Annotated in this window: 5 protein-coding genes; 3 read left to right on the top strand and 2 right to left on the bottom strand. The window is 69.3% G+C overall.

Going from position 1 to position 6,694, the window contains the following annotated elements:
• The first annotated feature begins 378 nt into the window (after positions 1 to 378).
• Positions 379 to 1,413: a glycosyltransferase family 2 protein gene (locus tag AC08ON_RS02525; protein WP_476606265.1), complete on the top strand. Its 1,035-nt coding sequence runs from the start codon at positions 379 to 381 to the stop codon at positions 1,411 to 1,413.
• 113 nt (positions 1,414 to 1,526) lie between these two features.
• Here AC08ON_RS02525 and AC08ON_RS02530 read toward each other — a convergent pair whose 3' ends face one another.
• Positions 1,527 to 2,234, bottom strand: coding sequence for an MBL fold metallo-hydrolase (locus tag AC08ON_RS02530; RefSeq protein WP_476606264.1), 708 nt, complete (start codon positions 2,232 to 2,234; stop codon positions 1,527 to 1,529).
• A gap of 254 nt (positions 2,235 to 2,488) precedes the next feature.
• On the opposite strand from AC08ON_RS02530, the gene uvrA reads away from it, so the two are divergent.
• Entirely contained in the window at positions 2,489 to 5,419 is a 2,931-nt protein-coding gene (uvrA, locus tag AC08ON_RS02535; RefSeq protein WP_476606263.1) for an excinuclease ABC subunit UvrA, read from the top strand.
• Here uvrA and AC08ON_RS02540 read toward each other — a convergent pair.
• A complete protein-coding gene (locus AC08ON_RS02540) occupies positions 5,362 to 5,775 on the bottom strand; it encodes an SsgA family sporulation/cell division regulator (protein WP_476606262.1) in 414 nt (137 codons plus the stop codon). The genes uvrA and AC08ON_RS02540 overlap by 58 nt on opposite strands.
• 249 nt (positions 5,776 to 6,024) lie before the next feature.
• Between AC08ON_RS02540 and AC08ON_RS02545 the strand changes: the two genes are divergently transcribed.
• On the top strand, positions 6,025 to 6,694 hold a 670-nt coding region (locus AC08ON_RS02545), incomplete at its 3' end, for a GIY-YIG nuclease family protein (RefSeq protein WP_476616384.1).

Below are 6,694 nucleotides of genomic sequence, written 5' to 3' on the forward strand. Positions count from 1 at the left end.
CGTGGCCGAGCCGGAGGGCGTGGCCGAAGGCTCCCAGGCGGTGCCCCGATGACCGGCGGGCGGGTGGCGAACCGGGCCCGGTTCGCCACCCGCCCGGAAACATATCGAGGAATGGTGTCGCGACGCGCCGGGAACGAGGATGCCTGACAGTCCTGGCTCATCGGTTATGCTGGCTCCGGCGGGTACTGCGGTACATTCGGTGCACATCCAGCCGCCGGAACGTATCTCTCTGACGCGGGCGAGGAGACGCGCGGGCGGGAATACTCGACGTTCCGGGACCGATCGTGTGTACTCGTTCGGTGTGAGTCGTGGTCCTTTCTTGCCGATTCTTCCCGAAATTTCGCAGCTCGTTGCGGGCGCACTAGCCGAAGGCGGATGATGCACAGGCTGTTGGCGGTCGTCGTTTCTCACGGGGGATCGACGTCTCTGTACCGGTTGCTGACCACACTGGATGCCATGGCGGAATGTCGGGTATTTCTGGTAGAAAATGATGGGAAATCCAGGCATGATGCGTTGCCGGACGGTGTGCGCGTGGTCCAGGGGCACGGGAACGTCGGATACGGCACCGCGGTGAACCTCGCTGTCCGCCGTGCCCTGGAGGACGGGCTGCGGCCGGAGTGGATCCTGGTGGTCAACAGTGATGTGACGGTCCCTGCCGACACCGCGATGATGATCCCGAAGCTGCTCGCCTGGGCCCCGTCGTCCGCCGACGTGGTCGGCTTCCCGATCCGCGGCACAGCGGGCGAGCGGGGACGGGCGAGTGCCGTCCTGCCGCGCCCGCGGACGAACGCCTACACGGCGGTACGGGGCGAGAGCGCCGCGGTGGAGAGGTGGCCGGAACTGCGCTATCCGGTCGGCGCCTTCTTCGCCGTCCGCTCGGAGATTTTCCTACGGCTGGGCGGATTCGACCCGTCGTACTGGATGTACTACGAGGAGACGGATCTGTTCGCCCGGTTGCACGCCGCGGGCGGGCGCATCGTCTGGGCGGACGACGCCTGGCCGGTCGTTCATGTGGGCGGGGAGACCGTCGGGCGGTCCGGGCTGCTGTACGCCGAACTCGGCCGGTCGGCCGCCACCTATGCCCGGCGGCACCGTCACGACGTGGGCCGGTCGTGGACCGCGGTGCACGCGGCCCAGTTGACCGTCCTCGCCGCGCGCAAATTGGCCGTGGGCCGGTCGCACGACGCGTTGCGCGCGGTCCGGATCCTCTCCGGGCTGGTGAGCGGGCTGGCCCGGCCAGGCTGGGAGCCCGCGGTCAGCTCACGGTGGCACGCCGTCCCGGCCGAGACGCGGCTGCGTCTCGGCCATCTCCGCCCGGTCCCGCGGACGCCGCGGCAGCGGCAGGACGATCTGATCGATGATCTTGCCGACGGCGCCCCCGGCTTCTCTGGCTCCTCTGGCCAGCGGACGTAACGCCAGCATCACCTCGTGCCGGAGGGGGTCTCGGGGGAGTGAGCGTATCCGGTGGCGTGAGTGCCCGGTGGCGTGAGTGCGCGAGCTCGCCGTAGCCGGCCTCACCGCCACCGTCACCAGCCGCGGGCGCGCCATTCCGCCAGGTGCGGGCGTTCGGCGCCGAGGGTGGTGTCGTGTCCGTGGCCGGGGTAGATCCAGGTGGTGTCCGGCAGTGGGCCGAAGATCTTGCGTTCGAGATCGTCCATCAGCGTCGTGAAGGCCTGTTCGTCACCGAACGTGTTTCCAGGGCCGCCAGGGAACAGGCAGTCTCCGGTGAAGAGGTGGGGAGCGGCGGGATCGGCGTCGTAGAGCAGGGCGATGGATCCGGGTGTGTGCCCGACCAGGTGGATCACCCGAAGGGCCGCCGTCCCGACGGCGATCTCGTCCCCCTCGCGCACCTGCCGCGCGGTGGGCACCGGAATGGCCGGGGCATCGTCCGGATGGGCGACCGTGCTGGCCCCGGTGGTGGTGACCACATCTGCGAGGGCCTGAACATGATCATCGTGCCGATGGCTGGTGACCACCGTTGCCAGCCCCGCATCCCCGGCAAGCCGCAGCAGCGTGTCGGCCTCGTTCGCCGCGTCGACGAGCAGCTGCTCCCCGGTGACCGGGCAGCGCAGTAGGTAGGCGTTGTTGTTCATCGGGCCGACGGCGACCTTGGTGATCGTCAGGCCTGGCAGGGTCCGCACGTCGGCCGGACCGCCGACCGTGACTTTCCCGGTGTAGCCGGTGTAGCCGGTGTAGCCGGTGCGGCTGGTGTCGCCGCCGTTGGTGTCGCTCATGATGATCATCTCCGGAGTGGATGGCGCGGATGGGACGGGAACAGGGGATAGCTGCCGGTCGTTACGGTCCGTCGGGTGGCACCGGGAGATCTGACGCCTCTGACGCCTCTGACGCATCCGAGGTCTCTGCCGGATTCGACGGATTCGTCCGGCTGATGGTTAGGTGGCCGCCCCCGGAAAAGTGTCGGTCCTCATCCGTAGCATGGCCACACTCGCCCAGGTCCGGTCTTACTGAAGATCATGAGGGTTTGTCGATGGCCGATCTTCTTGTCGTGCGTGGCGCGCGTGAACACAATCTCCGTGACGTCGACCTCGACCTGCCCCGCGGCGGGCTGATCGTCTTCACCGGTATGTCCGGGTCCGGCAAGTCCAGCCTCGCCTTCGACACAATCTTCGCCGAGGGGCAGCGGCGCTACGTGGAGTCGCTGTCGGCCTATGCGCGGCAGTTCCTCGGGCAGATGGACAAGCCCGACGTCGACTTCATCGAGGGGCTGTCTCCGGCCGTCTCCATCGATCAGAAGTCGACCTCGCGCAACCCGCGGTCCACCGTCGGCACGATCACCGAGGTCTACGACTACCTGCGGCTGCTCTTCGCCCGCGCCGGCCGCCCGCACTGCCCGAAGTGCGGGCGGCTGATCTCCCGGCAGACCCCGCAGCAGATCGTCGATCGGCTGCTGGAGTTGCCCGAAGGCACCCGCTTCCAGGTGCTGGCCCCGGTGGTGCGTGGCCGCAAGGGCGAGTACGTCGACCTGTTCGCCGAGCTGCAGAGCTCCGGGTTCGCACGGGCCCGCGTCGACGGCACGGTGGTGCCGCTCACCGATCCGCCGAAGCTGGAGAAGCAGCGCAAGCATACGATCGAGGTCGTCGTCGATCGGCTCGCGATCAAGTCGTCAGCGAAGCGGCGGCTCACCGACTCGGTGGAGACGGCCCTGAAGCTGGGCGGCGGGCTCGTCCTGGTTGACTTCGTCGACCGCGACACCGACGATCCCGAGCGCGAGCGGATGTACTCCGAGCATCTGGCCTGCCTCTACGACGACCTCTCCTTTGAGGAGCTGGAGCCGCGGTCGTTCTCGTTCAACTCGCCGTACGGCGCCTGCCCCGAGTGCACCGGGATTGGGACCCGCAAGGAGGTCGACCCGGAGCTCGTCGTGCCCGACCCCACCCTGTCGCTGGCGCAGGGCGCGGTGGCCCCCTGGTCGGGCGGCCACAACAAGGAGTACTTCGAACGGTTGCTCACGGCCCTCGCCGAGGACCTCAGCTTCAGGATGGACACCCCGTGGGAGGGGCTGCCCGAGCGGGCCCGCAAGGCCGTGCTGTACGGCAGCGGCGACACCGAGATCCACGTCGGCTACACCAACCGCTACGGCCGCAAGCGTTCCTACCACACCTCCTTCGAGGGCGTGATCGGTTTCCTGGGCCGCCGGCACCGCGAGGCCGAGTCGGACAGCAGCCGGGAGCGGTACGAGGGCTACATGCGCGACATCCCCTGCCCGGCCTGCCGCGGCGCGCGGCTAAAGCCGGAGTCACTCGCGGTGACGCTGGGTGGCCGGTCGATCGCCGAGGTTTCGGGTCTGGCGATCGGCGAGTGCGCCGTGTTCCTGCGCCGGCTCGACCTCACCGAACGGGAGCGGACCATTGCCGGTCGGGTGCTCAAGGAGGTCGACGCGCGGCTGACGTTCCTGCTGGACGTGGGGCTGGACTACCTCTCCCTCGACCGGGCCGCCGGCACCCTGGCGGGCGGCGAGGCACAGCGCATCCGGCTGGCCACCCAGATCGGTTCCGGGCTCGTCGGGGTGCTGTACGTGCTCGACGAGCCGTCGATCGGCCTGCACCAGCGGGACAACCGCCGGCTCATCCAGACCCTGCTGCGGCTGCGCGACCTGGGTAACACGCTCATCGTCGTCGAGCACGACGAGGACACGATTCGCGCCTCCGACTGGGTGGTCGACATCGGCCCCGGCGCCGGCGAGCACGGCGGCCGGGTCGTCGTCTCCGGGCCGGTCGAGAAGCTGCTCGCCAGCGAGGAGTCGATGACCGGCGCCTACCTGTCCGGGCGGCGGCGGGTCCCGGTGCCCGACATCCGCCGGGTGCCGGCCAAGGGCCGGGCACTGACCGTACACGGGGCCCGGGAGCACAACCTGCGCGACGTCACCGTGTCGTTCCCGCTGGGCTGTTTCGTGGCCGTCACCGGGGTGTCGGGCTCGGGGAAGTCCACCCTCGTCAACGACATCCTCGCCGCCGTCCTGGCGAACAAGTTCAACGGCGCCCGGCAGGTGCCGGGCCGGCACCGCACTGTCAGCGGGCTCGACCACCTCGACAAGGCGGTCCGGGTCGACCAGTCCCCGATCGGACGCACACCGCGGTCCAACCCCGCCACCTACACCGGCGTGTTTGACCACATCCGCCGGCTGTTCGCCGAGACGACCGAGGCGAAGGTCCGTGGCTATCTGCCGGGCCGGTTCTCGTTCAACGTCAAGGGCGGGCGGTGCGAGGCGTGTTCCGGTGACGGCACCCTCAAGATTGAGATGAACTTCCTGCCAGACGTGTACGTGCCGTGCGAGGTCTGCCACGGCGACCGGTACAACCGGGAGACGCTGGAGGTGCACTACAAGGGCAGGAACATCGCCGAGGTGCTCGACATGCCGATCGAGGAGGCGGCGGAGTTCTTCGCCGCGGTGCCGGCCATCGCCCGCCACCTGCGGACGCTGAACGACGTCGGCTTGGGGTACGTCCGGCTCGGCCAGTCGGCGCCGACCCTGTCCGGCGGCGAGGCGCAGCGGGTCAAGCTCGCCTCGGAGCTGCAGCGGCGCTCCACCGGCCGGACGGTCTACGTGCTCGACGAGCCGACGACCGGTCTGCACTTCGAGGACATCCGCAAGCTGCTCGGCGTGCTCGGCCGGCTGGTCGACGCCGGGAACACGGTCATCGTGATCGAGCACAACCTCGATGTCATCAAGACGGCGGACTGGATCATTGACCTGGGTCCGGAGGGGGGCACGGGAGGCGGCCGTGTCGTCGCGCAGGGGTCGCCCGAGGCCGTGGCGGCGGTCGAGGAGAGCCACACCGCGGTCTTCCTCCGGGAGATCCTCAGGGACCAGGTCGCCGAGGTGGGACCGCTCCCGCCCGCTCAGGTCCGCAGCAGGTCCGCGAGGACGGCGTCCAGCTCCTGTTCGGTGTGCTCCTGACCGGTCGGGACAAGCCGCTCGGTGCGGTCCAGGAAGCTGCGTAGCGACGACGCCGCGACCACTACCACGGACTGGCGGTCGCCGTGCACCAAGTCGAGCCGCACGCCGCGCCGATCCGTGTCGGGACCGATCCGGACGTCCCCGTCGCCCACCGCCGTCTCCAGGCCGGCGCGCAGGGTGTCGCGTGGTGCGACCCAGCTGCCCTGCGGCAGCGCGGGATGCTCCGGCCTGGACACCAGCGTCATGGACACGGCCAACGGGTCGCGGGCGCCCCAGCAGATCTGGAACACGGTGATCCGCCCACGGCTGGACGCGTCGTCCACGACGAACTCCGCCGTGACGTCCTTACCAAGCACGCGCTGGCTCCCTCGGTTCGCTTGCCCGATGTCTCGAGGGTCGCAGCCCTCCGCCCCGGACGCCAACGGGGGCCCCGAAACAGCGGAAGGTGTGTAATCGGTCACGACGCTACCGGGTGGCCGTCGCCGCTCGTTACCCTACCGCCACCACCGGAGGGAACCCGCCGTCAAGCCCGCGCGCTATGCGTGATGAAATGGTTACGTGCAGGTGCTGCTTGCTCGGGATGAAGGTCGCCGTAGGCTCGGTTCATGGCTGATCCGGCGTCCTACCGGCCCGCGCCGGGCTCGATCCCCGAGACACCCGGTGTCTATCGTTTCCGTGACGAGCACGGTCGTGTGCTCTATGTCGGCAAGGCCAAGAACCTGCGGGCCCGGCTGGCCAACTACTTCGCCGAGTTGCACACCCTCCATCCGCGTACGCAGCACATGGTCTCCTCGGCGAGCTCGGTCGACTGGACCGTCGTCTCGACCGAGGTCGAGGCCCTCCAGCTCGAGTACACGTGGATCAAGCAGTTCGACCCGCGCTTCAACGTCCGCTACCGCGACGACAAGAGCTACCCGAGTCTCGCCGTGACCCTCCACGAGGAGTTCCCGCGCCTGCAGGTCATGCGGGGACCCAAGCGCAAGGGCGTCCGGTACTTCGGCCCGTACGCGCATGCCTGGGCCATCCGGGAGACCCTCGATCTGCTCCTGCGGGTCTTCCCCGCCCGCACGTGCTCGGGCGGGGTCTTCAAACGGGCCGCGCAGGTCGGACGGCCGTGCCTGCTCGGGTACATCGACCGGTGCTCGGCACCCTGCGTGGGACGGGTCGACGCGGCCACCCATCGGGAGATCGTCGAGGACTTCTGCGACTTCATGTCCGGGCAGACGGGCCGTTACCTGCGTCGGCTCGAACGGGAGATGCAGCAGGCGGCGCAGG

Source organism: Frankia sp. CoWAU3 (genome assembly GCF_977971855.1).

Coding starts and splice junctions, on each gene's coding strand:
- AC08ON_RS02525 (WP_476606265.1), top strand. CDS start 379: ATGCACAGGCTGTTGGCGGTCGTCGTTTCTCACGGGGGATCGACGTCT.
- AC08ON_RS02530 (WP_476606264.1), bottom strand. CDS start 2,234: ATGAGCGACACCAACGGCGGCGACACCAGCCGCACCGGCTACACCGGC.
- uvrA (WP_476606263.1), top strand. CDS start 2,489: ATGGCCGATCTTCTTGTCGTGCGTGGCGCGCGTGAACACAATCTCCGT.